The 25,985-nt window shown below is 47.7% G+C and carries 27 protein-coding genes and 1 tRNA gene; 19 read left to right on the forward strand and 9 right to left on the reverse strand.

Going from position 1 to position 25,985, the window contains the following annotated elements; translation table 11 throughout:
- Nucleotides 1-44 precede the first annotated feature (44 nt).
- The 6 genes from FEK43_RS01945 (at nucleotide 45) to phoH (ending at nucleotide 6,952) form a co-directional block, all read left to right on the forward strand.
- On the forward strand, nucleotides 45-263 hold the full coding sequence (locus FEK43_RS01945) for a hypothetical protein (protein ID WP_135406361.1): 219 nt from the start codon (nucleotides 45-47) through the stop codon (nucleotides 261-263).
- Between the two features lie 145 nt (nucleotides 264-408).
- Complete coding sequence (gene putP / locus FEK43_RS01950) at nucleotides 409-1,917, forward strand: sodium/proline symporter PutP (RefSeq protein ID WP_113409538.1); 1,509 nt, start codon at nucleotides 409-411, stop codon at nucleotides 1,915-1,917.
- Between the two features lie 312 nt (nucleotides 1,918-2,229).
- Nucleotides 2,230-3,060, forward strand: coding sequence for an iron uptake transporter permease EfeU (efeU, locus tag FEK43_RS01955; protein WP_000497942.1), 831 nt, complete (start codon nucleotides 2,230-2,232; stop codon nucleotides 3,058-3,060).
- Between the two features lie 57 nt (nucleotides 3,061-3,117).
- Entirely contained in the window at nucleotides 3,118-4,245 is a 1,128-nt protein-coding gene (gene efeO / locus FEK43_RS01960; protein ID WP_130205442.1) for an iron uptake system protein EfeO, read from the forward strand.
- A 5-nt stretch (nucleotides 4,246-4,250) separates the two neighbouring features.
- The gene (gene efeB, locus FEK43_RS01965; RefSeq protein WP_135406364.1) at nucleotides 4,251-5,522 is read left to right on the forward strand and encodes an iron uptake transporter deferrochelatase/peroxidase subunit; all 1,272 of its coding nucleotides are present in this window, start codon (nucleotides 4,251-4,253) and stop codon (nucleotides 5,520-5,522) included.
- Between the two features lie 641 nt (nucleotides 5,523-6,163).
- Nucleotides 6,164-6,952 (forward strand): phosphate starvation-inducible protein PhoH, encoded by a 789-nt coding sequence (gene phoH / locus FEK43_RS01970; RefSeq protein ID WP_167850467.1) that lies wholly within the window; start codon nucleotides 6,164-6,166, stop codon nucleotides 6,950-6,952.
- Nucleotides 6,953-7,065: 113 nt separating this feature from the next.
- Here phoH and FEK43_RS01975 read toward each other — a convergent pair whose 3' ends face one another.
- The 3 genes from FEK43_RS01975 to FEK43_RS01985 all read right to left on the reverse strand — a co-directional run bounded on the left by FEK43_RS01975 (nucleotide 7,066) and on the right by FEK43_RS01985 (nucleotide 9,388).
- Nucleotides 7,066-7,926 (reverse strand): hypothetical protein, encoded by an 861-nt coding sequence (locus tag FEK43_RS01975; RefSeq protein ID WP_138158415.1) that lies wholly within the window; start codon nucleotides 7,924-7,926, stop codon nucleotides 7,066-7,068.
- A gap of 209 nt (nucleotides 7,927-8,135) precedes the next feature.
- Entirely contained in the window at nucleotides 8,136-8,513 is a 378-nt protein-coding gene (locus FEK43_RS01980) for a DUF1878 family protein (RefSeq protein WP_130205450.1), read from the reverse strand.
- Between the two features lie 787 nt (nucleotides 8,514-9,300).
- Nucleotides 9,301-9,388: transfer RNA gene (locus FEK43_RS01985), tRNA-Ser, on the reverse strand.
- Nucleotides 9,389-9,621: 233 nt separating this feature from the next.
- Here FEK43_RS01985 and ghrA point away from each other — a divergent pair.
- The 4 genes from ghrA (at nucleotide 9,622) to FEK43_RS02005 (ending at nucleotide 12,522) form a co-directional block, all read left to right on the forward strand.
- A complete protein-coding gene (gene ghrA, locus FEK43_RS01990; RefSeq protein WP_130205454.1) occupies nucleotides 9,622-10,560 on the forward strand; it encodes a glyoxylate/hydroxypyruvate reductase GhrA in 939 nt (312 codons plus the stop codon).
- A 54-nt stretch (nucleotides 10,561-10,614) separates the two neighbouring features.
- Nucleotides 10,615-11,352, forward strand: coding sequence for a zinc-binding phosphatase (gene ycdX / locus FEK43_RS01995; protein WP_130205456.1), 738 nt, complete (start codon nucleotides 10,615-10,617; stop codon nucleotides 11,350-11,352).
- 22 nt (nucleotides 11,353-11,374) lie between these two features.
- Nucleotides 11,375-11,929, forward strand: coding sequence for a molecular chaperone YcdY (gene ycdY, locus FEK43_RS02000; protein ID WP_130205458.1), 555 nt, complete (start codon nucleotides 11,375-11,377; stop codon nucleotides 11,927-11,929).
- Nucleotides 11,930-12,030: 101 nt separating this feature from the next.
- Nucleotides 12,031-12,522: a DUF1097 domain-containing protein gene (locus FEK43_RS02005; protein WP_130205460.1), complete on the forward strand. Its 492-nt coding sequence runs from the start codon at nucleotides 12,031-12,033 to the stop codon at nucleotides 12,520-12,522.
- A 61-nt stretch (nucleotides 12,523-12,583) separates the two neighbouring features.
- Here FEK43_RS02005 and csgG read toward each other — a convergent pair whose 3' ends face one another.
- The 4 genes from csgG to csgD are packed head-to-tail and all read right to left on the reverse strand — an operon-like array spanning nucleotide 12,584 to nucleotide 14,926.
- On the reverse strand, nucleotides 12,584-13,417 hold the full coding sequence (gene csgG / locus FEK43_RS02010) for a curli production assembly/transport protein CsgG (protein ID WP_130205462.1): 834 nt from the start codon (nucleotides 13,415-13,417) through the stop codon (nucleotides 12,584-12,586).
- Nucleotides 13,418-13,442: 25 nt separating this feature from the next.
- Complete coding sequence (gene csgF / locus FEK43_RS02015) at nucleotides 13,443-13,859, reverse strand: curli production assembly/transport protein CsgF (protein WP_130205464.1); 417 nt, start codon at nucleotides 13,857-13,859, stop codon at nucleotides 13,443-13,445.
- Between the two features lie 22 nt (nucleotides 13,860-13,881).
- Nucleotides 13,882-14,271 carry a curli production assembly/transport protein CsgE gene (csgE, locus tag FEK43_RS02020; RefSeq protein WP_130205465.1) on the reverse strand — a complete coding sequence of 130 codons (390 nt, stop codon included), beginning with the start codon at nucleotides 14,269-14,271 and terminating at the stop codon, nucleotides 13,882-13,884.
- Nucleotides 14,272-14,275: 4 nt separating this feature from the next.
- Nucleotides 14,276-14,926: a biofilm master transcriptional regulator CsgD gene (csgD, locus tag FEK43_RS02025; protein ID WP_064528493.1), complete on the reverse strand. Its 651-nt coding sequence runs from the start codon at nucleotides 14,924-14,926 to the stop codon at nucleotides 14,276-14,278.
- Nucleotides 14,927-15,683: 757 nt separating this feature from the next.
- On the opposite strand from csgD, the gene csgB reads away from it, so the two are divergent.
- The 6 genes from csgB (at nucleotide 15,684) to clsC (ending at nucleotide 19,509) form a co-directional block, all read left to right on the forward strand.
- Nucleotides 15,684-16,139, forward strand: coding sequence for a curli minor subunit CsgB (csgB, locus tag FEK43_RS02030; RefSeq protein ID WP_130205467.1), 456 nt, complete (start codon nucleotides 15,684-15,686; stop codon nucleotides 16,137-16,139).
- Nucleotides 16,140-16,179: 40 nt separating this feature from the next.
- On the forward strand, nucleotides 16,180-16,638 hold the full coding sequence (gene csgA / locus FEK43_RS02035; RefSeq protein WP_000771421.1) for a curli major subunit CsgA: 459 nt from the start codon (nucleotides 16,180-16,182) through the stop codon (nucleotides 16,636-16,638).
- A 58-nt stretch (nucleotides 16,639-16,696) separates the two neighbouring features.
- A complete protein-coding gene (gene csgC, locus FEK43_RS02040; RefSeq protein ID WP_000992819.1) occupies nucleotides 16,697-17,029 on the forward strand; it encodes a curli assembly chaperone CsgC in 333 nt (110 codons plus the stop codon).
- A gap of 117 nt (nucleotides 17,030-17,146) precedes the next feature.
- Nucleotides 17,147-17,458 (forward strand): type 1 fimbrial protein, encoded by a 312-nt coding sequence (locus FEK43_RS02045; RefSeq protein ID WP_131162260.1) that lies wholly within the window; start codon nucleotides 17,147-17,149, stop codon nucleotides 17,456-17,458.
- 94 nt (nucleotides 17,459-17,552) lie between these two features.
- Nucleotides 17,553-18,086 (forward strand): O-acetyl-ADP-ribose deacetylase, encoded by a 534-nt coding sequence (gene ymdB, locus FEK43_RS02050; RefSeq protein ID WP_131162259.1) that lies wholly within the window; start codon nucleotides 17,553-17,555, stop codon nucleotides 18,084-18,086.
- Nucleotides 18,028-19,509: a cardiolipin synthase ClsC gene (gene clsC, locus FEK43_RS02055; protein ID WP_131162258.1), complete on the forward strand. Its 1,482-nt coding sequence runs from the start codon at nucleotides 18,028-18,030 to the stop codon at nucleotides 19,507-19,509. The genes ymdB and clsC overlap by 59 nt, the downstream gene beginning before the upstream one ends.
- Nucleotides 19,510-19,516: 7 nt before the next feature.
- On the opposite strand, the gene mdoC is transcribed toward clsC, so the two are convergent.
- A complete protein-coding gene (mdoC, locus tag FEK43_RS02060) occupies nucleotides 19,517-20,674 on the reverse strand; it encodes a glucans biosynthesis protein MdoC (RefSeq protein WP_131162257.1) in 1,158 nt (385 codons plus the stop codon).
- 394 nt (nucleotides 20,675-21,068) lie between these two features.
- On the opposite strand from mdoC, the gene mdoG reads away from it, so the two are divergent.
- The 3 genes from mdoG (at nucleotide 21,069) to FEK43_RS02075 (ending at nucleotide 25,540) form a co-directional block, all read left to right on the forward strand.
- The gene (gene mdoG / locus FEK43_RS02065) at nucleotides 21,069-22,604 is read left to right on the forward strand and encodes a glucans biosynthesis protein MdoG (protein WP_135406468.1); all 1,536 of its coding nucleotides are present in this window, start codon (nucleotides 21,069-21,071) and stop codon (nucleotides 22,602-22,604) included.
- Nucleotides 22,597-25,140 (forward strand): glucans biosynthesis glucosyltransferase MdoH, encoded by a 2,544-nt coding sequence (gene mdoH / locus FEK43_RS02070; RefSeq protein ID WP_130205479.1) that lies wholly within the window; start codon nucleotides 22,597-22,599, stop codon nucleotides 25,138-25,140. The genes mdoG and mdoH overlap by 8 nt, the downstream gene beginning before the upstream one ends.
- Nucleotides 25,141-25,312: 172 nt before the next feature.
- Nucleotides 25,313-25,540, forward strand: a complete 228-nt coding sequence (locus tag FEK43_RS02075; RefSeq protein WP_135406369.1) for a YceK/YidQ family lipoprotein — start codon at nucleotides 25,313-25,315, stop codon at nucleotides 25,538-25,540.
- On the opposite strand, the gene FEK43_RS02080 is transcribed toward FEK43_RS02075, so the two are convergent.
- Nucleotides 25,541-25,915, reverse strand: coding sequence for a MysB family protein (locus tag FEK43_RS02080; protein ID WP_130205483.1), 375 nt, complete (start codon nucleotides 25,913-25,915; stop codon nucleotides 25,541-25,543).
- Between the last annotated feature and the right edge of the window lie 70 nt (nucleotides 25,916-25,985).

The following is a 25,985-nucleotide window of genomic DNA, read 5'->3' on the forward strand; positions in this document are numbered from 1 at the left end:
TTGTTCTGAAAAGTGCAACTTAACGTTATCGTGAAATATCCATTATGTTGCAACTTTGTGCAACCATGTTAAATGTGACCTGCGTAGCAAGCTTAAAAATGAATGAAATGTTAATAAAAGAAATCGATATGACAGGGATTAAAAAAATAACTCAGACTTTTTCTCTGCGGCAGTTAACACTTTTGAAAGGTGCAACCGCGAAAAATGTGAGGAAGTGCAACCTGATGAAAAATAGTATCGCTGGGCAACAAAATTTGATGTAAATGATGTGTTAAATCGATTGTGAATAACCAGCACTTCCGGCAGGATACGGTCGCCCTGGTAAAACATAAACTCTGTTACCCCGTTCCGGTGGCAGATATAACGGCAAGTTTCGACATTGCCGATAATAATTTTTGGAGACTTTAGATGGCTATTAGCACACCGATGTTGGTGACATTTTGTGTCTATATCTTTGGCATGATATTGATTGGGTTTATCGCCTGGCGATCAACCAAAAACTTTGACGACTATATTCTGGGCGGTCGTAGCCTTGGGCCATTCGTGACGGCATTATCGGCGGGTGCGTCGGATATGAGCGGCTGGCTGTTAATGGGGTTGCCAGGCGCTGTTTTTCTTTCCGGGATTTCCGAGAGCTGGATCGCCATCGGCCTGACATTAGGCGCGTGGATCAACTGGAAGCTGGTGGCCGGGCGGTTGCGTGTTCATACCGAATACAATAATAACGCCTTAACTCTGCCGGATTATTTCACCGGGCGCTTTGAAGATAAAAGCCGCATTTTGCGCATTATCTCCGCGCTGGTTATTTTGCTGTTCTTCACCATTTATTGCGCTTCGGGCATTGTGGCAGGCGCGCGCCTGTTTGAAAGCACCTTCGGCATGAGCTACGAAACGGCTCTGTGGGCGGGAGCTGTGGCGACGATCCTTTACACCTTTATTGGCGGTTTCCTGGCGGTGAGCTGGACTGACACTGTACAGGCCAGCCTGATGATTTTTGCCCTGATCCTGACGCCGGTTATCGTCATTATCAGTGTCGGTGGGTTTGGCGACTCGCTGGAAGTGATCAAACAAAAGAGCATCGAAAACGTTGATATGCTCAAAGGGCTGAACTTTGTTGCCATTATCTCGCTGATGGGCTGGGGTCTGGGGTACTTCGGGCAGCCGCACATTCTGGCGCGTTTTATGGCAGCAGATTCTCACCACAGCATTGTCCATGCGCGTCGTATCAGTATGACCTGGATGATCCTCTGCCTGGCAGGGGCGGTGGCTGTTGGCTTCTTTGGGATTGCTTACTTTAACGATCATCCGGCGTTGGCGGGTGCGGTAAATCAGAACGCCGAGCGTGTGTTTATCGAACTGGCGCAAATTCTGTTTAACCCGTGGATTGCCGGGATTCTGCTGTCGGCGATTCTGGCGGCGGTGATGTCAACCTTAAGCTGCCAGTTGCTGGTGTGCTCCAGTGCGATTACCGAAGATTTATACAAAGCGTTTCTGCGTAAACATGCCAGCCAGAAAGAGCTGGTGTGGGTAGGGCGTGTGATGGTGCTGGTAGTGGCGCTGGTGGCGATTGCGCTGGCGGCAAACCCGGAAAACCGCGTGCTGGGCTTAGTGAGCTACGCGTGGGCAGGCTTTGGCGCGGCGTTTGGTCCGGTGGTGCTGTTCTCGGTGATGTGGTCACGCATGACGCGCAACGGTGCGCTGGCGGGGATGATCATCGGTGCGCTGACGGTTATCGTCTGGAAGCAGTTCGGCTGGCTGGGACTGTACGAAATTATTCCGGGCTTTATCTTTGGTAGCATTGGAATTGTGGTGTTCAGTTTGCTGGGTAAAGCGCCGTCAGCGGCGATGCAAAAACGCTTTGCCGAGGCCGATGCGCACTATCATTCAGCGCCGCCGTCACGGTTGCAGGAAAGCTAAGGGACTTAGCCTGCGGCGGTTTTGTTTGGCTTCAGCAGCGTGTTGCGCAGCATTAAAATAGTTGTGTGGTTCTTGCCGGATAAGGCGTTTACGCGGCATCTGGCAAGAACACATGGCTCGTTGTAAACAATCCCATCTTTCTACCCTGGAATAATCGTTTATATCCCGGGCATTACCTCTCTTTGTTTACATTCCAACATCATTTTATAAACATTCTGCTTGTATTTTTCTTTAGCGTAATGATAATCGCTATCACTGCGATTTACTTTTCTTTGCATAGATTGACTCAGAAAAACGTTTAAGGGTGGTGGCATGTTTGTTCCGTTTCTCATTATGTTGCGCGAAGGACTTGAAGCCGCGCTGATTGTCAGTTTGATTGCCAGCTATCTTAAGCGTACCCAGCGAGGCCGGTGGATTGGTGTCATGTGGATTGGCGTGTTGCTTGCCGCTGCGTTGTGCCTGGGCTTGGGTATCTTCATTAACGAAACTACCGGCGAATTCCCGCAAAAAGAACAGGAACTGTTTGAAGGTATCGTGGCAGTGATCGCTGTGGTGATCCTCACCTGGATGGTTTTCTGGATGCGCAAAGTGTCGCGCAATGTCAAAGTGCAACTGGAACAGGCAGTCGATAGCGCATTGCAGCGTGGAAATCATCATGGCTGGGCGCTGGTGATGATGGTCTTTTTTGCCGTAGCAAGGGAGGGGCTGGAGTCGGTCTTTTTCCTGCTGGCGGCATTTCAACAAGATGTCGGGATTTGGCCGCCGCTGGGTGCAATGCTCGGTCTTGCTACTGCCGTGGTGCTCGGCTTCCTGCTCTACTGGGGCGGTATTCGTCTTAATCTCGGCGCATTTTTCAAATGGACCAGCCTGTTTATTCTCTTCGTCGCCGCAGGGCTGGCAGCTGGTGCCATTCGCGCATTTCATGAAGCTGGCCTGTGGAACCACTTTCAGGAAATCGCCTTCGATATGAGCGCGGTGCTCTCAACTCACTCGCTATTCGGCACGCTAATGGAAGGGATTTTTGGCTATCAGGAAGCGCCGAGCGTCAGCGAAGTCGCCGTCTGGTTTATTTATCTCATCCCGGCGCTGGTGGCATTTGCTCTGCCACCACGTGCAGGGGCGACAGCGTCTCGCTCCGCATAACGAATACGACGCAAACTCTTGCTTAGTTACAACATACTTTAAAGGGATAGTCTCGTCATGACCATTAACTTCCGCCGTAACGCATTGCAGTTGAGCGTGGCTGCGCTGTTTTCTTCTGCTTTTATGGCTAACGCCGCTGATGTGCCGCAGGTCAAAGTGACCGTGACGGATAAGCAGTGCGAACCGATGTCCATTACGGTTAACGCCGGGAAAACGCAATTTATCATTCAGAACCACAGCCAGAAGGCGCTGGAGTGGGAGATCCTTAAAGGCGTAATGGTAGTGGAAGAGCGGGAAAATATCGCCCCTGGCTTTAGCCAGAAAATGACGGCGAATTTACAGCCTGGCGAATACGATATGACCTGCGGTCTGCTGACTAACCCGAAAGGGAAGTTGATCGTCAAAGGCGAGGCAACGGCGGATGCGGCGCAAAGTGATGCGCTGTTAAGTCTTGGTGGTGCAATTACTGCATATAAAGCGTATGTCATGGCAGAAACCACGCAGCTGGTGACCGACACTAAAGCCTTTACCGACGCCATCAAAGCAGGCGATATCGAAAAAGCGAAAGCACTGTATGCGCCGACGCGTCAGCACTATGAGCGCATCGAACCGATTGCTGAACTGTTCTCCGATCTGGATGGCAGCATTGACGCCCGTGAAGATGATTACGAGCAAAAAGCCGCCGATCCAAAATTCACCGGTTTCCACCGTCTGGAAAAAGCATTGTTTGGCGACAACACCACCAAAGGGATGGATACGTACGCTGACCAGCTTTATACCGATGTGGTCGATTTGCAAAAACGCATCAGTGAACTGGCTTTCCCACCTTCAAAAGTGGTCGGCGGCGCAGCCGGACTGATTGAGGAAGTGGCAGCCAGCAAAATCAGCGGTGAAGAAGATCGCTACAGCCACACCGATCTGTGGGACTTCCAGGCTAACGTTGAAGGCTCGCAGAAAATTGTCGATCTGCTGCGTCCACAACTGCAAAAAGCCAACCCGGAGCTGCTGGCAAAAGTCGATGCTAACTTCAAAAAGGTCGATACCATTCTGGCGAAATACCGTACCAAAGACGGTTTTGAAACCTACGACAAGCTGACCGACGCCGACCGTAACGCGCTGAAAGGGCCGATTACTGCGCTGGCGGAAGATCTGGCGCAACTTCGCGGTGTGCTGGGGCTGGACTAAGCGTTATGCAGTATGAAGATGAAAACGGCGTGAATGAACTGTCACGCCGACGTTTATTGAAAGGGATTGGTGCGCTGGCGCTGGCGGGAAGTTGTCCGGTCGCTCATGCACAAAAAACGCAAAGTGCGCCGGGTACGCTTTCACCGGATGCACGTAATGAGAAACAGCCGTTTTACGGTGAGCATCAGGCAGGGATCCTGACGCCACAACAGGCCGCAATGATGCTGGTGGCGTTTGATATGCTTGCCAGCGATAAAGCCGATCTTGAACGATTGTTTCGCTTGTTGACTCAGCGTTTTGCTTTTCTGACTAAGGGCGGAGCGGCACCAGAAACACCAAATCCGCGCCTGCCACCACTCGATTCCGGCATTCTTGGCGACTACATTGCGCCCGATAATCTCACCATCACGTTATCGGTGGGCCACTCATTGTTTGATGAACGGTTTGGGCTTGCGCCGCAGATGCCGAAAAAGTTGCAGAAGATGACGCGTTTCCCCAACGACTCGCTTGATGCGGCGTTATGTCATGGTGATGTGTTGCTACAAATTTGCGCCAACACCCAGGACACGGTGATCCATGCGCTGCGCGATATCATCAAACACACGCCGGATTTGCTCAGTGTGCGCTGGAAGCGGGAAGGGTTTATTTCCGATCACGCGGCGCGTAGTAAAGGCAAAGAGACGCCGATAAATTTGCTGGGCTTTAAAGACGGCACTGCCAATCCCGACAGCCAGAATGATAAGTTGATGCAAAAAGTGGTGTGGGTCACGGCAGATCAGCAGGAGCCTACGTGGGCTATCGGCGGCAGCTACCAGGCGGTGCGCTTGATTCAGTTTCGAGTGGAATTTTGGGACAGAACGCCGCTGAAAGAACAGCAGACGATTTTTGGTCGTGATAAGCAAACCGGTGCGCCGCTGGGGATGAAGCATGAGCACGATGTGCCGGATTACGCCAGCGATCCGGAAGGGAAGGTGATTGCGCTGGACAGCCATATTCGTCTGGCGAATCCCCGCACGGCGGAGAGTGAGTCCAGTCTGATGCTGCGTCGTGGCTACAGTTATTCGTTGGGCGTCACCAACTCCGGGCAACTGGATATGGGGTTATTGTTTGTCTGCTACCAACACGATCTGGAAAAGGGCTTCCTGACAGTACAAAAAAGGCTCAATGGCGAAGCGCTGGAGGAATACGTCAAACCTATCGGCGGCGGTTATTTTTATGCGTTGCCGGGGGTGAAGGACGCGAATGATTACCTGGGAAGGGCGCTATTGCAGGTTTAATGTTTTTAGGCGGATAAGGAGTTCGTCGCATCCGGCGTTCGTGCACTGATGCCTGATGCGATGCTGGCGCATCTTATCAGGCCTACAATCGGTGCTGGCTCGGTAGGCCGAATAAGGCGTTTACGCCGCATCCGGCAAACACAAGGTACATCTTACCAGTACTGCAAATCCTGCTGAAAGCACACAGCTTTTTTCATCACTGTCATCACTCTGTCATCTTTCCAGTAGAAAGTGATGTCACTGAAATGGTGTTTTATGGTTAAATGTAAGTAAAAATATTGTTGCAATGAATGCGAAAACTGTTGTACTTATTAAGTAACAGCGGTAGTTCCCGGCAGTGATAGTCAGTCACTATGGAGATCGCGGATGGTAACGTCCTGCACTGGACATGTTTTTGACAATCAACGCTCGACCAAACGCGGAGATTTCTCCTCCGGTAGCAACTTCGTCACTCTGTATTTTTACTCACTTCCTCCCTTTTCTTGTGTTACCGACGCCGTGAACGGTGCGCGTAGCCGTTTTCGGTGTTATTTCCAAAAGCAAACTATGGCTTACAAGGAAGCCAACCCTCTGATGTTCGTGCGCATAATCGCGCTGCCAACGGCGCGTGTGATGAATACAAACAACTCAAGGTGCTCTCCATGGGAAGACAAAAAGCAGTGATCAAAGCTCGTCGCGAAGCAAAACGTGTGCTGAGACGGGATTCACGCAGCCATAAACAGCGTGAAGAAGAATCGGTCACCTCGCTTGTGCAGATGAGCGGCGTAGAAGCCATTGGTATGGCCCGCGACAGTCGCGATACTTCGCCAATCGTGGCGCGAAATGAAGCGCAATTGCACTATCTGAAGGCTATTGAGAGTAAGCAGCTGATATTCGCTACGGGCGAAGCCGGGTGCGGTAAAACCTGGATCAGTGCGGCAAAAGCGGCAGAGGCCCTGATACATAAGGATGTCGACAGGATCATCGTCACCCGTCCAGTTTTGCAAGCCGATGAAGATCTTGGCTTCTTACCTGGGGATATCGCAGAAAAGTTTGCTCCCTATTTTCGTCCGGTCTATGACGTGCTGGTCCGGCGCCTGGGGGCTTCCTTTATGCAGTATTGCCTGCGACCGGAAATAGGGAAGGTGGAAATCGCGCCGTTCGCCTATATGCGTGGACGTACCTTTGAAAATGCAGTTGTCATTCTTGACGAGGCGCAGAATGTGACTGCCGCGCAAATGAAAATGTTTTTAACCCGCCTCGGGGAAAACGTAACGGTTATCGTCAATGGTGATATCACGCAATGCGATCTGCCTCGCGGCGTGCGCTCTGGATTAAGTGACGCACTGGAACGTTTCGAAGAAGATGAAATGGTCGGGATCGTCCGGTTCGGCAAAAATGATTGCGTACGTTCGGCTCTTTGCCAACGTACGCTACATGCCTATAGTTAAGTGTATTACAAGCGCAGAGCCCGGGCTAACCGGGCTTTGTTTTTGATGTGTATGCCCGGAGTGCAAATTTATCTGAAACTACCTACAGCCGGTTTAGTTGCAATGCAAGATAGCTATTTTAAATAATAAAGTCTGTTATCAATATATTCATTCAGTTTTGTTAGTTCTTCTGCGATTTTTTCCTTGTTCAATTCATTGTTGTCAGTCATGGTTAATAAAATCAATTCCTTTGATTTTTTTGATAAAATTCCAGGGTGGAAATTTATGCTGTTATACATTTCATGAAGAATGTTGAGCAATTCGCTATTAAAAAAGTCAATATTATCCATGTTGTCGATTTGAGGATTGTTGTCTTGAAAATTTTTTATGATTTTACATATTTTTATAATGAAATAAAACTCAATGTTTCTCTGGGTTTGTTCTTCTGGTGTGAAAATTGGAAAGTCATATTGTTCACATATTGTATCATAATCATCAAACTTATCATTTTCAATTGACCATAATTTTCTCTTTTCTATTTTATCCTTTGTTGATTTTATCTCTGAAAACATTCTTTTTATTATCAATAAAATGATGGCCGTGACAAATAAAATAATTACGCCAATATGTGTGGAGTAATAAAAAAGTAACATTATAAATGAAATTACTGGTAGTGCTAATGAAGTAATAATCAATAAATTACCGACTTTACTATATGAGTGTAGCTCAAAAATGAATTCCCTTTCGTCACTTGCGAATATGTAAAATAATGAGAAGCCTGTGTTCAGTAATGTTGATATTGCGAAACCTAACGTAGCCCACCATAGCGGAAAACTATTGGAGATATTAACAGGGGGTACACTAAAAAGCCCAATAAAAAAGGTAAAGCAGGCTCCAGTAAGAATTGAGTGAAAATATGAAAACCATTTTATAGTCTCCCCTGTATGATACCCTTTTTTATATGCACGCCAGGCAATCCGCTTTGTATTATACATGGTTCTATCCTTAAATTGATTTATTATGAAAACTATACTTATGGATATTAATACATGCGCAAGATTATTATTAATATCGTATGTAATTTACTGCCTCATCGCCCGAATCAACGCCATATCAATTTGTGCATTAGATTAGTTGATAAATAAATGATTATGAACAAAAGCATTTATCTGGTAATAGATTTAGCCTACTACCAGATAAACAATCAGTTATTGTGGCGAATAATTTGGTAAAACTCGGCAGGTATGTTGGGGCCAAAACTCAGCGCATATTGATAACAAACATCTGTCCACTGATGGTTTTTGTAAAAAGCAAGAATAACTTGTTTTACCATTTGGTATTCAATATCGAGTTCATCTTTTAAGTCGTTTTCAAATTCATACCATTTTAATTTTTCATTGTTGCTTAATTTTTCATCGTATTTTTCAAATATATCATGTGTACGATTAATGTTTTTTTCATTCCAATCCATTGAAATAGTTAATGACTCCACAGGATGATTATGGTAATCGATTATGTCACCAAGGATACTTATATGGTATTTCAATTTTTCAATTTCTTTTGAAATTTCAGTTAAGTTCATGCTTTATCCTCCATTTTAGAATTTGTAGAATTCATCGCAGATATGACATCTTGAGTCTTTGTTTGTAGATCATGAACATATGCGAGTCTGGAGTGCCTGAATGCCAACCTGTTTCGTAAGAGTTAAGATTTATTTTGCTTCAACAAGAAGCAGGTGAGTATCAGCATCAGGATCTTTTGTATCAAGAGTTCCTAAAGCAATATCGGAACCTCTTTTGTCTTGTGCTCGCTTCAGAAGAGCATAGTCATGCTGTCTGTTATTAAAGGATACTCCCATCCATTTACCCACAATAGTTAGAATTGAATCACTTTGTACATTTATATTCAGCTTTTGCCTTGGTAAATAATAAATATTATTTCGGTATTATCTAATGCAAAAATGATTTTGCAAAACAAGGTATCGCTTACCTCATCCTTTCTGAACGCAACAGGAGACTATGTTGGGAAATTCCTCGTCGCCCTGCGGGCAGCCCGTTCACTGCGTTCACGGTCTGTCCAACTGGCTGTCGCCAGTTGTCGAACCCGGGTCCGGGCTTCTCATCCCCGCCAGGCTGTGCAACATGCGAAAAAAAAGCCCGTACTTTCGTACGAGCTCTTCTTTAAAATATGGCGGTGAGGCGGGGATTGACTCGCTTCGCTCGCCCTGCGGGCAGCCCGCTCACTACGTTCGCGGTCTGTCCAACTGGCTGTCGCCAGTTGTCGAACCCGGTCCGGGCTTCTCATCCCCGCCAGGTTGTGCAATATGCGAAAAAAAAGCCCGTACTTTCGTACGAGCTCTTCTTTAAATATGGCGGTGAGGCGGGGATTCGAACCCCGGATACGTTGCCGTATACACACTTTCCAGGCGTGCTCCTTCAGCCACTCGGACACCTCACCAAATTGTTGTTCCTGTCTTGCTGGAACGGGCGCTAATTTAGGGAAATAGTCGCCTCGGGTCAACAAACTTTTTTAAAAAAAAGTGCGTTTATTCAAACTTCAATCAATTTGCGGCTTAAATAAGCAAGTTTCGCTTTTTTTGCCACCGACAGCAGATTTGCTATTCTGATGTTCCTTGCAGATCATAACAATAAGCGCGAATAAATTCCGCTCAACTCTTTTCGGGAGCCAATATGGATATCATCTTTTATCACCCAACCTTTGACTCAAAATGGTGGATTGAGGCGCTGAGTAAAGCGATACCTCATGCCAGGGTCAGAGCCTGGAAAAACGGAGATAACCAGGGCGCGGATTATGCGTTAGTCTGGCATCCTCCAGTTGAAATGCTGGCAGGACGCGATCTTAAAGCTGTGTTTGCACTAGGCGCCGGTGTGGATTCTATATTGAGTAAACTACAGGCACACCCTGAAATGCTTAAACCCTCCATTCCGCTTTTCCGCCTGGAAGATACCGGTATGGGCGAGCAAATGCAGGAATATGCTGTCAGCCAGGTGCTACATTGGTTCCGACGTTTTGACGATTATCGAATCCAGCAAAATGCTTCACACTGGCAACCGCTGCCTGAATATCATCGGGAAGATTTTACAATTGGCATCCTGGGCGCTGGCGTGTTGGGCAGTAAAGTCGCACAGAGTCTACAAACATGGCGCTTTCCGCTGCGTTGCTGGAGTCGCAGTCGTAAATCCTGGCCAGATGTACAAAGCTTTGCTGGAGGCGAAGAGCTGAAGGCATTTCTGAGTCAATGCCGGGTACTGATTAATCTGTTACCGAATACGCCCGAAACCGTCGGCATTATTAATCAACAATTATTCAATCAATTACCAGATGGCGCGTATCTTCTCAATCTGGCGCGTGGCGTCCATGTGGTGGAAGATGACCTGCTCGCGGCGCTGGAAAGTGGCAAGATTAAAGGAGCAATGCTGGATGTTTTTAATCGTGAACCTTTACCGCCGGAAAGCCCGCTCTGGCAACATCCACGCGTCACGATAACGCCACATGTGGCAGCTATTACTCGCCCCGTCGAAGCAGTGGAGTATATTTCGCGCACCATTTCCCAGCTAGAAAGAGGTGAGGCTGTCAGCGGGCAAGTCGACCGAGTTCGAGGCTACTAATAAAGCGCCAGGATTCCTGCTATCCTTGGCAAGAATTGAATACAGGAGAGAGTTATGTATCCCGTCGACCTACATATGCATACCGTTGCCAGCACGCATGCATACAGCACATTAAGTGACTACATTGCCCAGGCTAAACAGAAGGGAATCAAGCTTTTTGCAATTACCGATCACGGCCCGGATATGGAAGATGCGCCGCATCACTGGCATTTCATTAATATGCGTATTTGGCCACGAGTGGTTGATGGGGTAGGGATCCTGCGCGGCATTGAAGCCAACATTAAAAATGTTGACGGTGAAATTGACTGTAGCGGCAAAATGTTTGAGTCGCTGGATTTAATCATTGCTGGTTTTCATGAACCGGTTTTTGCACCACATGATGAAGCGACCAATACGCAAGCGATGATCGCGACTATCGCCAGCGGCAATGTGCACATAATAAGCCATCCGGGCAATCCGAAATATTCCATTGATTTCAAAGCAGTTGCGGAAGCAGCCGCGAAACACCAGGTCGCGCTGGAAATCAATAATTCGTCCTTCCTACACTCGCGCAAAGGCAGTGAAGATAACTGCCGTGCAGTTGCCGCTGCGGTGCGCGATGCTGGCGGTTGGGTGGCATTAGGCTCGGATTCTCATACCGCGTTTACTATGGGTGATTTTGAAGAGTGTCGTAAAATTCTTGACGCGGTTGATTTTCCAGAAGAACGCATTTTGAATGTTTCACCGCGCCGTTTACTCAACTTCCTGGAATCCCGCGGTATGGCGCCGATTGCGGAATTTGCTGAACTTTAATTGCTTTTATGGAAATAAATAAATGAACGAGTTTTCTATCCTGTGTCGTGTACTGGGGTCACTTTATTACCGCCAACCGCAGGACCCTTTACTGGTTCCGCTGTTTACCCTGATTCGTGAGGGAAAATTGGCAGCGAGCTGGCCTCTGGAGCAGGATGAGTTGCTGGCACGCTTGCAGAAAAGTTGTGATATGGCGCAAGTATCTGCCGATTACAATGCGCTGTTTATCGGCGATGAATGTGCAGTACCGCCTTACCGCAGTGCCTGGGTTGAGGGCGCGACGGAAGCGGAAGTGCGTGCTTTTCTTTCAGAACGCGGGATGCCGTTAGCAGATACGCCAGCCGATCACATCGGCACGTTACTGCTTGCGGCTTCCTGGCTGGAGGATCAGTCAACGGAAGATGAAAGCGAAGCTCTGGAAACGTTGTTCAGCGAGTATCTGTTGCCGTGGTGTGGCGCATTTCTCGGTAAAATTGAGGCCCATGCAACCACGCCGTTCTGGCGCACTATGGCACCACTGACCCGCGATGCTATCGGCGCAATGTGGGATGAACTTGAGGAAGAAAAAGAAGAATAAGTGTGATCGTGATCACTAATGAATGCAACATCAAACTCTACGTTGCATAAAATGTGTGCTCGATCTCATTCATGGCCGCGTTTTCTGCTATCATTCGCGGCATGAACATACTTCTCTCTATTGCAATCACAACAGGCATTCTCTCCGGTATCTGGGGATGGGTGGCCGTTTCCCTTGGTTTACTCAGCTGGGCGGGTTTCCTTGGCTGCACGGCCTACTTTGCCTGTCCGCAAGGTGGCCTGAAAGGGTTGGCGATCTCCGCTGCGACGCTGCTTAGCGGTGTGGTGTGGGCAATGGTCATTATTTACGGTAGTGCGCTGGCACCCCATCTGGAAATAGTTGGCTATGTCATGACTGGCATTGTCGCTTTCCTGATGTGTATTCAGGCCAAACAGCTATTGCTGTCATTTGTTCCGGGTACATTTATCGGTGCGTGTGCGACGTTTGCCGCGCAGGGAAACTGGAAACTGGTATTGCCATCTCTGGCGCTTGGGCTGGTGTTTGGTTACGCGATGAAAAACAGTGGGCTTTGGTTGGCGGCGCGCAGTGCTAAGACCGCTAACCATGAGCAACAAGTAAAAAATAAAGCGTGAGAGAATCACGCTTTATATTGAATACGTAAAAGCCGGATTAATACTCCGGCTTTTTTATGGATCAGGATTCCGGCGGTACTGACAGATGGCGGTATTTCACCAGAATGTCATTCTGCAGATCTGCTTTATTCTGCAAATCCCACAGACCGCGGTCGATACCATCATTAATCAGGAAGATAACACCGGTTTCAATCGCCGACATCAGGCATAGCATAACGGGTTCGTTTGAGGTATATCCTACTTCCCCTTCCAGTAGCCGCTGGTAGTCGATAAAGCGGAAGACGCCGGCCTGGACTTCATAGGAAAGAATGGTCTTACTGGTGTTCACTGATGACAGGATTTCACCGGTGCTGACATTAACGACACGCAAGTTCACCGCGATTTGGTCAAGTTGGTACTGCGTATCGGCGCCAATACCGAAGTATCTCGCCCCGGCACCGCCCGATTTCACGTTACTTTCATAACCAATAATCGACCCTTCAACCATGATATTGGCTGCCGTCAGCGACTGTAGCGGGATCCGGTTATTGAGCGCAACGGTGCCATTTTCCTGTGCCGCACGAATAATCTTACGTTCGTTCAGTAAGTTTTGTAGGCCCTGACGCTCCAGCGGTACAAACCAACGCGAATCTTTCAATGCGGTGACCAACATAGCGGTCGCGCTTTGCGGAACTGCGGTGGAGAAGTTACTTGCCGGATAGGGTTTAAATTGTCCAGTTTCATCCTGGATGTTGTATACCGAGACAAAGATTTTGCCCGTTGGCGAAGGCAAATGGGTTAAATCTTTGTAGCTTTGAGCTCGAGGCATTAATGTCGGCTTGGCGGCTTCTTTTGGTGGTGCGGTTAAGCATCCACTCAGCAACATGACTGCAACCAAAACAAATAAGCGCTGCATATTATTTTCCTTTCAAAGCTGGGGCTTAAAAATCGGTTGAGTTATTTTGTAATCCCGAAACCTGAATCGTGGACGTTTGACCCGTTTTACGATCGGTTACGTTCAGTTGCAGCTGACCATCCCGGTTGGCAATATCGACGATATATTCGTTAGTCACCATTCGTCCTGGCTGACCTGTATTAATATTTGTCAGCAGCCCACCTAATATTTGTGACTGAATGGCCTGGGTGAAGTTATCTAACGCCGAGGGTGTTTCAATACCAAAGTCATCATTATAGCTAGGGTCTTTATACGAGTTCTGTGCCTGGGCGCTGTTTAGTAAAAAAGCACCATTATTGGGGTTGCCACCAAAATTAGGATTGCGGAACTGGAAGGTCATATTTCCGGCCCAACTTATTGGCGAAATTAGCATGAGTAGAATTACTGCATGTTTGACACGCATTGCAGCCTCCGGACAATTTAATTTAAAATTCATCAGGCGCTAAATCGCCCGTACTCAGTAAAGCCTGACTAATCTGTCGACGGTTCAGTGCTTCTTCAGTTTGTGCCAGTGCAAAGACAACAGTTTTCTCGAAGTCTCTTTTCAATGGGAATAAAAAAGTCTGGAAAATAACGTCCTGATTTACCGTTATGGTGATCCAGCTTCCCCATCGTGCACTGGGCCTTTCATTAATCGTCAAGTTCCCGGTATAGCTACTTTCCCATTTATCACTAAAGGCACGATAAAAATCATGTCCAATGGATGAAACAGTATGGTCAGTTAACAATCCCGGTACTTCTACCTCTACGGCGTGAACATTCCCCGCAGCGAAGAAAATATTCGCTGCTACAATCCAGCATAAATAGCGTTTCATGGCTTTATCGCCTGAGGTTATCGTTTGCCCATGAGACTGCTTGAGTCCGGTTTTTGACTGCTATCTTCTTGAAAAGATTATAAAGATGCGTTTTAACCGTATTTTCGCTGATGAACAGCGAACGAGCAATCTCGTTATTGGAGGCGCCGATACGCAGTTTATTAAGGATCTCTTTTTCCCTATGAGTAAGGAGGGCAGATTCCGTGCTGTTATAACGATAGTTACCTGAATGTGTAATCAGATAGCTGGCAAGTTTTTGCGTAAAGTAGCATTCCCCGCGTAAGACGCCTTGCAACCCATTGATGACGCGTTCTTGATCCTCCAGGGCGTAAAAAACACCGTTGATATGAGGCCAGTTTTCAATGTCGCGGTACGGGTAATCGTCTGGAGTATTTAACAACAGTGTTTTGATGTTGTTGTGTTTTCTGCTTAATGTATCTTGCCAGTAATGGATGAGTTTTTTATCTGCTTCCATCATATCCAACAAAATAATGCAGCCAGAAGATATATCGTCCAGAGAACGTTGAATGTTATGTAGTTTTCCTGTGATTGCCAGCGATTGTTTTAAATGCTGCAATAACGCAGTCGCTTGCAAGGAAGGTTTAGTGATTAACAGTAATGTATGACCATGAATACTATGGACTTCATTAAACATGATGAAACCCCGCTCTTTTTATTAATCGCACACCTGACAGCTGCCTTTATTCAATAAAGGCACCAGAAGTACTGACAGATGTTGCACTGCTGTGTGTAGTAATAAATCAACCCTAAATGGGTAAAAAATAAAACTAATGGATTACATCTGATTTCAATCTAGCCATTACAAATCTTAAATCAAGTGTTAAACATGTAACAAAATGTAATCTGGTAATTAAATTTGTTAACATTAAGGGATTGTTAAGTTTGGTAATGATAGAAAAGTTGTACATATGGCTTTTATTGCACAATTTTGAAAAGTCATACAAATACACGTAACTACATGATTATTTTAATAAATGTTATTTATCTCTGGTCCTTTTGTTGCGCTAAAATTGTCTGCATTTTCAGATTCTCTTCATGGACAATTTTTGGCTGCAAAAAAACGATGTTTGTGACGGCTTGTCAGGCAAACATATCGACAGAATCTTCGTGAATCATGAGGAGAGATAGTTTGTCGAATTTTCGCGGTCAAAAAACGACGGTTTAAAAGTAAACAAAATAATTTTTGCGTAAATAACAGCGTATTTACGCGAGTTTTAATACTTTGGCATGAGTAAAAAAAGAAAAATACAACGCGCGGGTGAGTTATTAAAAATATTTCCGCAGACATACTTTCCATCGTAACGCAGCGTTAACAAAAAACGGTTTGCGTTAACAACCAAGTTGAAATGATTTAAATTTCTTAAATGTACGACCAGGTCCAGGGTGACAACATGAAAAACAGATTGTTATTTATGATGTTAACAGTACTGGGTGCGCCTGGGATTGCAGCCGCGGCAGGTTATGATTTAGCTAATTCAGAGTATAACTTTGCGGTAAATGAATTGAGTAAGTCTTCATTTAATCAGGCAGCCATAATTGGTCAAGCTGGTGCTAATAATAGTGCACAGTTACGGCAGGGAGGCTCTAAACTTTTGTCGGTTGTTTCGCAAGATGGTAATAACAACCGGGCAAAGATTGACCAGACAGGAGATTATAACCTTGCGTATATTGATCAGGCGGGCAATGCCAACGATGCCAGTATTTCGCAGGGCGCATATGGTAATACAGCAATGATTATCCAGAAAGGTTCTGGTAATAAAGCAAATATTACGCAGTATGGTACTCAAAAAACGGCAATTGTAGTGCAGAGACAGTCGCAAATGGCTATTCGCGTAACACAGCGTTAATTTCCATTCGACTTTTAAATCAATCCGATGGGGGTTTTACATGAAACTTTTAAAAGTAGCAGCAATTGCAGCAATCGTATTCTCCGGTAGCGCTCTGGCAGGTTCTATTCCTCAGTACGGCGGTGGCGGCGGCAACCACGGTGGTGGCGGTAATAACAGCGGCCCGAATTCTGAACTGAATATTTACCAATACGGTGGCGGTAACTCTGCTGTTGCATTGCAGGCTGATGCCCGCAACTCTGATCTGACTATTACCCAGCACGGCGGCGGTAACGGCGCAGACGTGGGACAAGGTTCTGATGACAGCTCAATTGAACTGACCCAACGTGGCTTTGGTAACAGCGCGACACTGGATCAGTGGAACGGTAAAAACTCTGAAATGACTGTTAAACAGTTCGGTGGCGGCAACGGTGCAGCAGTTGACCAGACTGCATCTAACTCCAGCGTCAACGTAACTCAGGTTGGCTTTGGTAACAACGCGACCGCTCATCAGTACTAATATAGAATTTGTATTACAGAAACAGGGCGCAAGCCCTGTTTTTTTTCGGGAGAATAGTATGAACGCGTTATTACTTCTCGCGGCGCTTTCCAGCCAGATAACCTTTAATACAACCCAGCAAGGTGACATGTACACCATTATTCCTGAGGTTACTCTGACGCAATCATGCTTGTGCCGGGTGCAAATATTATCTCTGCGTGAAGGCAGTTCGGGACAAAGTCAGACGAAGCAAGAAAAAACCCTTTCATTACCCGCTAATCAACCCATTGCCTTGACGAAGTTGAGTTTAAATATTTCCCCGGACGATCGGGTGAAAATAGTTGTTACTGTTTCTGATGGACAGTCACTTCATTTATCACAACAATGGCCGCCCTCTTCAGGAAAGTCTTAATGTATTGATAGTTGAGCATAAAATGAGCCGGAAGAGAATGGTCTGATACGAATCGACCACCTGAAAGCATGGATAACACACCCTCAAGGATGATTAATCATTGAGGAAATAGAAGAGATGTTCAGACCGTTATTAAACTCCCTTATGCTTGGCAGCCTGGTTTTTCCTTTTTTTGCAACAGCGGAAAGCAATGCGCAAGGTGGCGTGATTCATTTTTATGGTCAAATTGTGGAACCGGCGTGTGACGTGAGCTCCCTACAAGCGCCAGTTGAAATGACCTGTATGCAAAATGGTCCTGTACAGAGCGAAACGTATTCCAGCAAAGAGCTAATGAGCGGCAAAGTTAAAAATGCGCAAATTGCCTCAGTAAAAGTGCAGTATCTTGATGAGCAGAAAAAGCTGGCTGTGATGAATATCGAATATAACTAAGTTTCTGAACCACTCACGTCGCCGACAAGAAAAATGCGATTTCTCTAAAAACCCTGCTGTACACTTAAGAAACAAGATGGTGTAAGGAGGCGTTATGAAATCGCGTATTCATGTTGTACAGGGCGATATTACCAAACTGGCTGTTGATGTGATTGTTAATGCGGCAAATCCATCGTTGATGGGGGGAGGCGGCGTCGATGGCGCTATACATCGCGCTGCCGGTCCGGCGCTGCTGGATGCCTGTTTAAAAGTCAGACAACAACAGGGCGATTGCCCTACGGGACACGCAGTAATTACCCTCGCAGGCGATCTCCCCGCCAAAGCTGTTGTACACACTGTTGGACCCGTGTGGCGCGGCGGAGAACAAAATGAAGATCAGCTATTGCAGGATGCCTATCTCAATAGTCTGCGACTGGTGGCGGCGAACAGTTATACATCGGTAGCTTTCCCTGCCATTAGTACTGGTGTTTATGGATACCCACGCGCAGCAGCAGCTGAAATAGCAGTAAAAACCGTTTCGGAATTTATTATCCGTCACGCTTTACCCGAGCAGGTATACTTTGTCTGTTATGATGAAGAAAACGCCCATCTCTACGAAAGACTCCTTACCCAACAAGGAGATGAATGATTTGCCTCGGCTGGCGAGCGCGGTGTTGCACTTGTGTTCGCAACATCCAGGACTGTGCGGCATTTTCCCCCTTGATAAAGGTCTGGATGCGTTTGCCGCACGTTATCGCCTGGCAGAAATGGCGGAACATACGCTGGATGTTCAGTATTACATCTGGCAGGACGATATGTCGGGGCGGTTACTGTTTTCCGCTCTGTTAGCCGCCGCGAAGCGTGGCGTTCGCGTTCGTTTGTTGCTTGATGACAACAATACCCCCGGACTTGATGACATTTTACGCTTGCTCAATAGCCACCCGCGGATTGAAGTTCGACTTTTCAATCCTTTCTCATTTCGCTTATTGCGTCCGCTTGGCTATATCACCGATTTTTCCCGTCTCAATCGACGTATGCACAATAAGAGTTTTACCGTCGATGGCGTGGTGACGCTGGTGGGGGGGAGAAACATTGGCGATGCATATTTTGGTGCAGGAGAAGAACCGCTTTTTTCAGATTTAGATGTGATGGCAATGGGGCCGGTTGTTGAGGACGTCGCTGATGATTTTGCCCGCTACTGGTATTGCAAATCAGTTTCACCCTTGCAGCATGTTCTGGATGTGCCAGAAGGTGAAATGGCTGATCGTATTGAACTCCCCGCATCCTGGCATAATGACAGCATCACGCATCGCTATTTGCGTAAACTGGAATCAAGCCCTTTTATGAATCAACTCGTTGAGGGGGCGTTACCGCTTATTTGGGCAAAAACGCGTTTATTAAGTGATGATCCTGCGAAAGGGGAGGGCAAAGCAAAACGCCATTCCCTTCTGCCGCAGCGTCTGTTCGATATCATGGGGTCACCCGGCGAGCGGATTGATATTATCTCTTCCTATTTTGTGCCGACGCGTGCAGGTGTAGCGCAACTGTTACGGATGGTAAGAAAAGGGGTAAAGATAGCAATCTTAACCAACTCACTTGCCGCCAATGATGTCGCTGTGGTGCATGCTGGCTACGCACGCTGGCGCAAAAAATTGCTCCGTTATGGCGTGGAACTCTATGAACTAAAGCCGACGCAGGAACAACCCGGTACACTGCACGACCGCGGAATAACCGGGAATTCCGGTGCCAGTCTGCATGCCAAGACCTTCAGTGTCGATGGCAAAACCGTATTTATTGGTTCATTCAATTTCGACCCGCGTTCAACATTACTCAACACTGAAATGGGCCTGGTAATAGAGAGCAAAATGCTGGCGCAACTGATCGATAAACGCTTTATTCAGAGTCAGTATGATGCGGCCTGGCAGCTGCGTCTGGATCGATGGGGGCGGATTAACTGGGTCGATCGTCGCGGGAAGGAAGAAATTATTCTCAAAAAAGAACCCGCAACCAGTTTCTGGAAGCGGGTTTTGGTCAGACTGGCGTCAATATTACCCGTTGAATGGTTATTGTAAGTGTGGCTCAGCGGGCTGGCGCTTTATCATTCTCGCGCTTAGTGGCCGGTTTTCCGGAGAACAAAAACTTCAACAACGGAATGCGTAAATGAATTTCATACAGAATTATCGCAATCCCTATCACAAATATCAGGCCGCAGAGAAAACCAAGCCAATTTGAGGTGATATGCGGGGTGATGTATGCGCCGAAAAACAGCGTTAACGGGTGGTGAACCAGGTAGATAAACAGCGATGCGTTTACAAAATAGGTCACCCGCGCCGACTGAAAATTGAGCAAACGGTGACCAAAGGAGAAAACCACATTCACCATCCACAAGCCGAGTACCATCGTGATCACCGACTCGGTTTCATACATCCAGGCATCGCCGCTACCGTAACGTTGATTGAGCAAATAGGCGACAAATGCCATTGCTGCAGCGAGTGTGCAACCACGAGAAGGTGTGGTAAACAAGGCTTTAAGATTAGGGAAAATAAAAGCTAATGCACCAAGGATAAAAAACGGCATATAAAACAGCGTCTGCATGAAAATAAAATTGAACATGCCATCGCTTAAAATGGGCGGATAAACGATAAAGAGCGTTCTTCTTATTGCCGCATAGCCGATGCCGAGGCATAAGAAGATCACCGATAGTTTAGCCATTGAGAATTTTTTATTTTTGTTATCGGAATTATCTAAATTGTCTTTGATGCGCTTAAATATCCATATGCAAAGTGTCGTCATGACCACCAATACCAGTAAAAACCACAGGTGCGAAATTAATTCCCAGGCCAGTGTATTATATTTGTCATACAATGACAGGCCAGGCCAGCTTTCTGCTTTGCCTTTGACATACTGCAGCATAATGAATTGCGGCAAGGTCAGCAGAGGAATGGCCGTTAACATCGGGATCCCCACGCGTTCGACACGAACTTTCCACCATTTTTTCAATGGGTAGCGCAAAAAAAGCATGTAGGAAAAATAACCAGAAATAACGAAAAATACCTGCATGCGGAACGAGTGGATGAAATCGTTAAAAAGTGTCAGCCACCAGGACGGCTCTGCGCTATTCACATGCCAGGTGTGGCTTGAATAGATTAAAGAAATATGAAAAGGGATCCCTAACAACATCAACCAGGCGCGGATGGAGTCGAGGAAATATTCACGCTGCGCGGGTACTGGATTCATATATGGTTAACTAATCTCGGATTTTTCGTCTTATCCCTGCCGGGGAATGCCTTTAGGCTTTTGCCATAACAACATCGACCTGACCGCATCTGGCACAGGCTTCGCGGGTGTTTTTTGCGCGGCATAGTCACTACCACTAACCAAAATGGAAGCGTCTGTAAGACTGTTGATAAATAAATTTGCTGGCAAACCCTACACGAACTCGCTGCTTCTGTCTTTAGGAGAAGCACGGAAAGTGAAAACGGCCGCAATCAAGTGCTTAATCCATGAGCCAGCATGCTGAATAACGCCGGGATTCTGTTGTCGTAATGGCTGGTTATCCATTAAAATAGATCGGATCGATATAAGCACACAAAGGGGGAAGTGCTTACTTATTATGAAACATAAACTACAAATGATGAAAATGCGTTGGTTGAGTGCTGCAGTAATGTTAACCCTGTATACCTCTTCAAGCTGGGCGTTCAGCATTGACGATGTTGCAAAGCAAGCTCAATCCTTAGCCGGAAAAGGCTATGAGGCGCCTAAAAGCAACTTGCCCTCCGTTTTCCGCGACATGAAATACGCGGACTATCAGCAGATCCAGTTTAATCATGACAAAGCCTACTGGAACAATCTGAAGACCCCATTCAAGCTCGAGTTCTACCATCAGGGTATGTACTTCGACACGCCGGTCAAAATCAATGAAGTTACTGCAACGGCAGTAAAAAGAATCAAATACAGTCCGGATTATTTTACATTCGGCGATGTTCAGCATGACAAAGACACGGTAAAAGACCTTGGTTTTGCCGGTTTTAAAGTGCTTTACCCGATCAACAGCAAAGATAAAAACGATGAAATCGTCAGCATGCTCGGGGCCAGCTATTTCCGCGTGATTGGTGCAGGTCAGGTTTATGGCCTTTCTGCCCGCGGCCTGGCAATTGATACCGCGTTGCCATCCGGTGAAGAATTTCCGCGCTTTAAAGAGTTTTGGATCGAGCGACCAAAACCGAGTGATAAACGTTTAACCATTTATGCATTGCTTGACTCACCGCGAGCGACAGGCGCTTACAAGTTTGTGGTTATGCCAGGACGTGACACGGTTGTTGATGTGCAGTCTAAAATTTATCTGCGCGACAAAGTCGGCAAACTGGGTGTTGCGCCGCTAACCAGTATGTTCCTGTTCGGACCGAACCAGCCGTCTCCGGCGAATAACTATCGTCCGGAATTGCACGACTCAAATGGCTTGTCTATCCATGCCGGTAACGGCGAGTGGATCTGGCGTCCGCTGAATAACCCGAAACATCTGGCAGTTAGCAGCTTCTCTATGGAGAATCCGCAAGGGTTTGGTCTGTTACAGCGTGGCCGCAACTTCTCTCGTTTTGAAGATCTCGACGACCGTTACGATCTGCGTCCAAGCGCCTGGGTAACACCGAAAGGGGAGTGGGGCAAAGGTAGCGTTGAGTTGGTAGAAATCCCGACTAACGATGAAACTAACGATAACATCGTCGCTTACTGGACGCCGGACCAGCTGCCGGAACCGGGTAAAGAGATGAACTTTAAATACACCATCACCTTCAGCCGGGACGAAGACAAATTGCATGCGCCAGATAACGCCTGGGTACAGCAGACGCGTCGTTCAACGGGGGATGTGAAACAATCAAACCTGATTCGTCAACCTGACGGTACTATCGCCTTTGTGGTCGATTTTACTGGTGCAGAAATGAAAAAACTGCCAGCGGATACGCCAGTCACCGCACAAACCAGTATTGGCGATAATGGTGAGATTGTAGAGAGTACAGTGCGTTATAACCCGGTCACCAAAGGCTGGCGTCTGGTAATGCGCGTGAAAGTGAAAGATGCCAAGAAAACCACTGAAATGCGTGCTGCGCTGGTGAATGCCGATCAGACGTTGAGTGAAACCTGGAGCTACCAGTTACCTGCCAATGAATAAAACAACTGAGTACATTGACGCAATGCCCATCTCCGCCAGTGAGAAAGCGGCATTGCCGAAGACCGATATCCGCGCCGTTCATCAGGCGCTGGATGCCGAACACCGCATCTATGCGCGGGAGGATGACTCCCCGCAAGGGTCGGTGAAGGCACGTCTTGAACAAGCCTGGCCGGATTCGCTGGCTGATGGGCAGTTAATTAAGGACGACGAAGGACGCGATCAGCTTCAGGCAATGCCGAAAGCAAAACGCTCCTCTATGTTTCCCGATCCGTGGCGAACTAACCCGGTAGGGCGATTCTGGGATCGTCTGCGCGGCCGCGATGTGACACCGCGCTATCTGGCTCGGTTAACCAAAGAAGAACAGGAAAGCGAGCAAAAGTGGCGTACCGTCGGGACAATCCGTCGTTATATCCTGCTTATCCTGACACTGGCGCAAACCGTTGTCGCTACCTGGTACATGAAGACGATTCTGCCGTACCAGGGGTGGGCGTTTATTAATCCGGTTGATATGGTCGATCAGGATCTGTGGGTTTCCTTTATGCAGCTCCTGCCCTATATGCTGCAAACCGGCATTCTGATCCTCTTTGCTGTTCTTTTCTGCTGGGTGTCTGCCGGTTTCTGGACCGCGTTGATGGGGTTCCTGCAACTGCTCATTGGTCGCGATAAATACAGTATTTCTGCGTCGACCGTTGGCGATGAACCGCTAAACCCGGAGCATCGTACGGCATTGATCATGCCCATCTGTAATGAAGACGTGAATCGCGTCTTTGCAGGCTTGCGCGCAACGTGGGAATCGGTAAAAGCCACCGGCAATGCTAAACACTTTGATGTCTACATTCTGAGTGATAGTTACAACCCGGATATCTGCGTCGCAGAGCAAAAAGCCTGGATGGAGCTTATCGCTGAAGTCGGCGGCGAAGGGCAGATTTTCTATCGCCGCCGCCGCCGTCGTGTAAAGCGTAAAAGCGGTAATATCGATGACTTCTGCCGTCGCTGGGGCAGTCAGTACAGCTACATGGTAGTGCTGGATGCCGATTCAGTGATGACCGGTGATTGCTTGTGCGGCCTGGTGCGCCTGATGGAAGCCAACCCGAACGCCGGGATTATCCAGTCTTCGCCGAAAGCATCTGGTATGGATACGCTGTACGCGCGCTGCCAGCAGTTTGCGACCCGTGTTTATGGGCCATTGTTCACTGCCGGTCTGCACTTCTGGCAACTTGGCGAGTCGCACTATTGGGGGCATAACGCGATTATCCGCGTGAAACCCTTTATCGAGCACTGCGCGCTGGCGCCGTTGCCGGGTGAAGGCTCTTTTGCCGGTTCAATCCTGTCGCACGACTTTGTAGAAGCGGCACTGATGCGCCGTGCAGGTTGGGGAGTATGGATTGCGTACGATCTCCCGGGCTCTTATGAAGAGTTGCCACCAAACTTGCTGGACGAGCTAAAGCGTGACCGTCGCTGGTGTCACGGCAACCTGATGAACTTCCGCCTGTTCCTGGTTAAAGGGATGCACCCGGTACACCGTGCGGTGTTCCTGACGGGGGTAATGTCTTATCTCTCTGCGCCGCTGTGGTTTATGTTCCTCGCACTCTCGACCGCATTGCAGGTAGTGCATGCGTTGACCGAACCGCAATACTTCCTGCAACCACGGCAGTTGTTCCCGGTGTGGCCGCAATGGCGTCCTGAACTGGCGATTGCACTGTTTGCCTCAACAATGGTGCTGCTGTTCCTGCCAAAATTGTTGAGTATTTTGCTCATCTGGTGCAAAGGGACTAAAGAGTATGGTGGCTTCTGGCGCGTCACCTTGTCGTTGCTACTGGAAGTGCTGTTCTCCGTACTGCTGGCGCCGGTGCGCATGCTGTTTCATACGGTATTCGTGGTCAGTGCCTTCCTCGGCTGGGAGGTGGTGTGGAATTCACCGCAACGTGATGATGACTCCACTTCCTGGGGAGAAGCCTTTAAACGTCACGGTTCGCAACTGTTACTGGGCCTGGTGTGGGCGGTTGGCATGGCATGGCTGGATCTGAGATTCCTGTTCTGGCTGGCGCCGATTGTCTTCTCGCTGATCCTGTCACCGTTTGTTTCGGTGATCTCCAGTCGTGCGACCGTGGGGCTGCGTGCTAAACGCTGGAAACTGTTCCTGATCCCGGAAGAGTATTCACCGCCGCAGGTGCTGGTAGATACCGATCGTTTCCTTGAGATGAACCGTCAACGTTCTCTCGACGATGGCTTTATGCACGCGGTATTTAACCCGTCGTTTAACGCCCTGGCAACGGCAATGGCGACCGCTCGTCACCGCGCCAGTAAGGTGCTGGAAATCGCCCGTGACCGCCACGTTGAACAGGCGCTGAACGAGACGCCAGAGAAGCTGAACCGCGATCGTCGTCTGGTGCTTTTGAGCGATCCGGTAACGATGGCACGTTTGCATTTCCGCGTATGGAACTCTCCGGAGAAATATTCTTCATGGGTGAGTTACTATGAAGGGATAAAGCTGAATCCACAGGCATTGCGTAACCCGGATGCGGCTTCGCAATAAAAACGTAGTTGCCTGATGCGCTACGCTTATCAGGCCTACATCGTTCCTGCAATATATTGAGTTTGCAAGATTTTGTAGGTCGGATAAGGCGTTCACGCCGCATCCGGCAAAAACAACGAGCCAATAAAAATACCGGCGTAATGCCGGTATTTTTTTAGGAAAGAGGTATCAAATGCGTTTCATTGTGGTAGGCATCATGGTTACCTTACTGAGTGGCTGTGGCAGCATCATTAGCCGCACTTTACCGGGGCAGGGGCATGGCAACCAATATTATCCCGGGGTGCAATGGGATGTTCGTGACTCCGCATGGCGCTATGTTATGATCCTCGATCTGCCGTTCTCCCTCGTCTTTGATACCTTACTGCTGCCCATTGATATTCAACATGGGCCATATGAGTAATTAACGCTCATCCCATTCATCGGCGGCAGCGCGTCCTTCTTCAGTATCCAGGGGCGGCTCAAGCTGAAATTCGCCTTCGTCCCATTCATGCAGCGTATTTTCATCCTGCCATTCCTGGCGGATTTCAATTTCATCATAATCGCCGTCAAAGACGCTTTGTGCAGCTTCACCGCTGAACATTGGCAGACATTCACCTTCTTCGCCTTCATCAGCAAAAAACTCAACCTGCCACATAATGTCGCCATCTTGCAGAATATATTTCTGGACATTGAACTGTTGCACATTTGCTTCATCTGCATCGATTCCGGGGTTGTCAGCAAGAAATTCTTCCCGTGCGGCATCAATGGCTTCTTCAAGCGTTGCGTACATAGTCATCACGATTCTCCCTTTGATTTGATGATGTATTCAGGGAAAGAATAGCTGATTATGCGCTTTTGCAAGTATG

It is taken from the genome of Escherichia sp. E2562 (assembly GCF_005781075.1).
Taxonomy (GTDB): domain Bacteria; phylum Pseudomonadota; class Gammaproteobacteria; order Enterobacterales; family Enterobacteriaceae; genus Escherichia.

What these genes read in the sequence shown, in the direction of transcription:
- ycdX (WP_130205456.1), top strand. Translation starts at nt 10,615, where the DNA reads ATGTATCCCGTCGACCTACATATGCATACCGTTGCCAGCACGCATGCA.
- ycdY (WP_130205458.1), top strand. Translation starts at nt 11,375, where the DNA reads ATGAACGAGTTTTCTATCCTGTGTCGTGTACTGGGGTCACTTTATTAC.
- csgF (WP_130205464.1), bottom strand. Translation starts at nt 13,859, where the DNA reads ATGCGTGTCAAACATGCAGTAATTCTACTCATGCTAATTTCGCCAATA.
- FEK43_RS02075 (WP_135406369.1), top strand. Translation starts at nt 25,313, where the DNA reads ATGCGTTTCATTGTGGTAGGCATCATGGTTACCTTACTGAGTGGCTGT.
- FEK43_RS02005 (WP_130205460.1), top strand. Translation starts at nt 12,031, where the DNA reads ATGAACATACTTCTCTCTATTGCAATCACAACAGGCATTCTCTCCGGT.
- ymdB (WP_131162259.1), top strand. Translation starts at nt 17,553, where the DNA reads ATGAAATCGCGTATTCATGTTGTACAGGGCGATATTACCAAACTGGCT.
- FEK43_RS01975 (WP_138158415.1), bottom strand. Translation starts at nt 7,926, where the DNA reads ATGTATAATACAAAGCGGATTGCCTGGCGTGCATATAAAAAAGGGTAT.
- mdoH (WP_130205479.1), top strand. Translation starts at nt 22,597, where the DNA reads ATGAATAAAACAACTGAGTACATTGACGCAATGCCCATCTCCGCCAGT.
- efeU (WP_000497942.1), top strand. Translation starts at nt 2,230, where the DNA reads ATGTTTGTTCCGTTTCTCATTATGTTGCGCGAAGGACTTGAAGCCGCG.
- FEK43_RS01980 (WP_130205450.1), bottom strand. Translation starts at nt 8,513, where the DNA reads ATGAACTTAACTGAAATTTCAAAAGAAATTGAAAAATTGAAATACCAT.
- csgA (WP_000771421.1), top strand. Translation starts at nt 16,180, where the DNA reads ATGAAACTTTTAAAAGTAGCAGCAATTGCAGCAATCGTATTCTCCGGT.
- csgC (WP_000992819.1), top strand. Translation starts at nt 16,697, where the DNA reads ATGAACGCGTTATTACTTCTCGCGGCGCTTTCCAGCCAGATAACCTTT.
- csgD (WP_064528493.1), bottom strand. Translation starts at nt 14,926, where the DNA reads ATGTTTAATGAAGTCCATAGTATTCATGGTCATACATTACTGTTAATC.
- ghrA (WP_130205454.1), top strand. Translation starts at nt 9,622, where the DNA reads ATGGATATCATCTTTTATCACCCAACCTTTGACTCAAAATGGTGGATT.
- mdoG (WP_135406468.1), top strand. Translation starts at nt 21,069, where the DNA reads ATGATGAAAATGCGTTGGTTGAGTGCTGCAGTAATGTTAACCCTGTAT.
- clsC (WP_131162258.1), top strand. Translation starts at nt 18,028, where the DNA reads ATGATGAAGAAAACGCCCATCTCTACGAAAGACTCCTTACCCAACAAG.
- csgG (WP_130205462.1), bottom strand. Translation starts at nt 13,417, where the DNA reads ATGCAGCGCTTATTTGTTTTGGTTGCAGTCATGTTGCTGAGTGGATGC.
- FEK43_RS02080 (WP_130205483.1), bottom strand. Translation starts at nt 25,915, where the DNA reads ATGACTATGTACGCAACGCTTGAAGAAGCCATTGATGCCGCACGGGAA.
- FEK43_RS01945 (WP_135406361.1), top strand. Translation starts at nt 45, where the DNA reads ATGTTGCAACTTTGTGCAACCATGTTAAATGTGACCTGCGTAGCAAGC.
- putP (WP_113409538.1), top strand. Translation starts at nt 409, where the DNA reads ATGGCTATTAGCACACCGATGTTGGTGACATTTTGTGTCTATATCTTT.
- FEK43_RS02045 (WP_131162260.1), top strand. Translation starts at nt 17,147, where the DNA reads ATGTTCAGACCGTTATTAAACTCCCTTATGCTTGGCAGCCTGGTTTTT.
- efeB (WP_135406364.1), top strand. Translation starts at nt 4,251, where the DNA reads ATGCAGTATGAAGATGAAAACGGCGTGAATGAACTGTCACGCCGACGT.
- csgE (WP_130205465.1), bottom strand. Translation starts at nt 14,271, where the DNA reads ATGAAACGCTATTTATGCTGGATTGTAGCAGCGAATATTTTCTTCGCT.
- csgB (WP_130205467.1), top strand. Translation starts at nt 15,684, where the DNA reads ATGAAAAACAGATTGTTATTTATGATGTTAACAGTACTGGGTGCGCCT.
- efeO (WP_130205442.1), top strand. Translation starts at nt 3,118, where the DNA reads ATGACCATTAACTTCCGCCGTAACGCATTGCAGTTGAGCGTGGCTGCG.
- phoH (WP_167850467.1), top strand. Translation starts at nt 6,164, where the DNA reads ATGGGAAGACAAAAAGCAGTGATCAAAGCTCGTCGCGAAGCAAAACGT.
- mdoC (WP_131162257.1), bottom strand. Translation starts at nt 20,674, where the DNA reads ATGAATCCAGTACCCGCGCAGCGTGAATATTTCCTCGACTCCATCCGC.